Raw genomic sequence first — 2,509 nt, 5'->3', positions numbered from 1 at the left:
CTTCGGACGGATGACCCGCAAGGAGGACGCGCGGTTCGTCCGGGGCCACGGGACCTACGTCGACGACGTCCGGCTGCCGGGGATGCTGTACGGCGCCGTTCTGCGCAGCCCGCTGGCGCACGCCCGGATCGTGTCCGTCGACACCAGCGCCGCCGAGGCGCACCCGAAGGTCAAGGCCGTGATCACCGGGGAGACCCTGGCCGGTCTCGGGCTGGCCTGGATGCCCACGCTCTCGTACGACACACAGGCCGTGCTCGCCACCGACAAGGTGCGCTTCCAGGGCCAGGAGGTGGCCTTCGTCGTCGCCGAGGACCGCTACGCCGCCCGGGACGCCCTGGAACTCATCGACGTGGAGTACGAACCGCTGCCGCCGGTCGTCGACGCCCGCCGGGCGCTCGATCCGGATGCGCCGGTGATCCGCGACGACAAGGACGGGCGGACCGACAACCACATCTTCGACTGGTCGGCGGGCGACAAGCAGCGCACCGACGAGGTCTTCGCGGCCGCCGACGTCGTGGTGGAGCAGGACATGCTGTATCCGCGGGTGCACCCGGCGCCGCTGGAGACCTGCGGCACCGTCGCGGACATGGACGCCATCACCGGAAAGCTGACGGTATGGTCCACCACCCAGGCGCCGCACGCCCACCGCACGATCTACGCGATGGTGGCGGGCATCCCGGAGCACAAGATCCGGATCATCTCCCCGGACATCGGGGGCGGCTTCGGCAACAAGGTCGGCATCTACCCCGGCTACGTGTGTGCCGTCGTCGGCTCCATCGTGACCGGCAAGCCCGTCAAGTGGGTGGAGGACCGCTCGGAGAACCTGATGAGCACGTCCTTCGCCCGCGACTACCACATGCACGGCGAGATCGCCGCGACGAGGGACGGGAAGATCCAGGCCCTGCGGGTCCATGTGATCGCCGACCACGGCGCCTTCAACTCGACCGCGCAGCCGACCAACTTCCCCGCCGGCTTCTTCGGCGTCTTCACCGGCTCGTACGACCTGGCGGCAGCGCACTGCACCGTCACCGGTGTCTACACCAACAAGGCGCCCGGCGGTGTCGCCTACGCATGCTCGTTCCGCGTCACCGAGGCCGTGTACCTGGTGGAGCGGATGGTCGACCTGCTCGCGGCCGAGCTCGGCACGGACCCCGCCGAGCTGCGGCTGCGCAACCTGCTGCAGCCCGGGCAGTTCCCGTACCGGACGCAGACCGGGTGGGAGTACGACTCCGGCGACTACCCGCGGGCCCTGCGGCTGGCGATGGACATGGCGCACTACGAGGACCTGCGCCGGGAGCAGGCCGAAAAGCGCGAGCGCGGCGAGCTCATGGGCATCGGGGTCAGCTTCTTCACCGAGGCCGTGGGAGCCGGTCCGCGCAAGCACATGGACATCCTCGGGCTGGGCATGGCCGACGGTGCCGAACTGCGCGTTCACCCGACCGGCAAGGCAGTGCTCCGCATCTCCGCGCAGAGCCAGGGACAGGGGCACGAGACGACGTTCGCGCAGATCGTCGCCGAGGAGCTCGGCATACCTCCCGACGACGTCGAGGTCGTGCACGGCGACACCGACCAGACCCCGTTCGGCCTCGGCACCTACGGATCCCGGTCGACACCGGTGTCCGGAGCGGCGGCGGCCATGGTCGCCCGGAAGGTGCGCGAGCGCGCGCGGCTCGTGGCCTCGGCGATGCTCGAGGTGAACCCGGACGACCTGGAGTGGGAGAAGGGCCGCTGGTTCGTCACCGGAGACCCCGACCAGGGCAGGACCATGGCCGATATCGCCCTGGCGGCGCACTCCACCCTGGAGCTGCCCGAGGGCGTCGAGGGTCACCTGGACGCGACCTGCGTCTACAACCCGCCGAACCTCACCTTCCCCTTCGGCGCCTACATCTGCGTGGCCGATGTGGACGCGGCCACCGGCCAGGTGAAGGTCCGCCGGTTCGTCGCGGTGGACGACTGCGGCAACCGGATCAACCCCATGATCGTCGAGGGTCAGGTGCACGGGGGTCTCGCCGACGGCCTCGGCATGGCGCTGATGCAGGTGATCGCCTTCGACGAGGACGGCAACTGCCTCGGCGGGTCGTTCATGGACTACCTCCTGCCCACCTCGGTCGAGTGCCCGTCCTGGGAACTCGGCGAGACCGTCACCCCCTGCCCGCACCACCCGATCGGCGCCAAGGGCGTCGGCGAGTCCGCCACGGTGGGCTCCCCCGCCGCGGTGGTCAACGCGGTGGTCGACGCGCTGCGGCCGCTCGGCGTACGCCACGTCGACATGCCGCTGACCCCCGCCGTGGTGTGGCGGGCGGCCCAGGGCCGGCCGCTGCGCACCGACCTGGCGATCACCTGAGGCCCGCGCGATGTCGAACACGGAACTGCTGACCCGCGCGGATGTGCTCCGGCACGGCCGTACGCCGTTCGTGCTGGCCAGGGGGGTGCGGGGGGTGGCGCCCCCCACCGCCCGCACCGGGGGCAACCGCACAGTGGGGCACGCCGGTAAGGTGGGTTGGGTGGT

The 2,509-nt window shown here is 70.9% G+C and carries 1 protein-coding gene; it reads left to right on the top strand.

Going from position 1 to position 2,509, the window contains the following annotated elements; genetic code table 11:
* On the top strand, window positions 1-2,344 hold a 2,344-nt coding region (locus ACFW2E_RS45145; protein ID WP_384477514.1), incomplete at its 5' end, for an aerobic carbon-monoxide dehydrogenase large subunit.
* Window positions 2,345-2,509: the final 165 nt, after the last annotated feature.

Source organism: Streptomyces sp. NPDC058964, from assembly GCF_042741275.1.
Lineage (GTDB): Bacteria > Actinomycetota > Actinomycetes > Streptomycetales > Streptomycetaceae > Streptomyces.
This window is presented reverse-complemented; position numbering and strand designations above follow the sequence as displayed.